Source organism: Vallitalea sediminicola (assembly GCF_054408565.1).
Window position 1 is genome coordinate 1 of record NZ_BTPT01000352.1, and the last position, 240, is coordinate 240.

Annotated in this window: 1 protein-coding gene; it reads left to right on the forward strand. The window is 30.0% G+C overall.

Translation table 11 applies throughout. From position 1 onward, the window contains the following. The coding region (locus tag ACX6CF_RS27020; RefSeq protein WP_458788467.1) for an ATP-binding cassette domain-containing protein at nt 1-240 on the forward strand (240 nt) is incomplete at both ends.

The window sequence follows — 240 nt, forward strand, 5'->3', positions numbered from 1 at the left end:
CATTCATGTAAAAGATGGAGAGAAAGTAGCTATAGTAGGAGCTAATGGTGCAGGTAAAACAACATTAATTAAGATACTTACAGGTTTGTACAAACCTACTAGAGGTAAAGTTATTGTTAATGGAGTAGACAGTAGTAATATTGATAAAAACGAGTATGTTAAATTGTTCTCAATAGTATTTCAAGATATTAAGCTATATGCTTTTTCTCTTGGCGAAAATATTTCATTAAGGAAGATAGA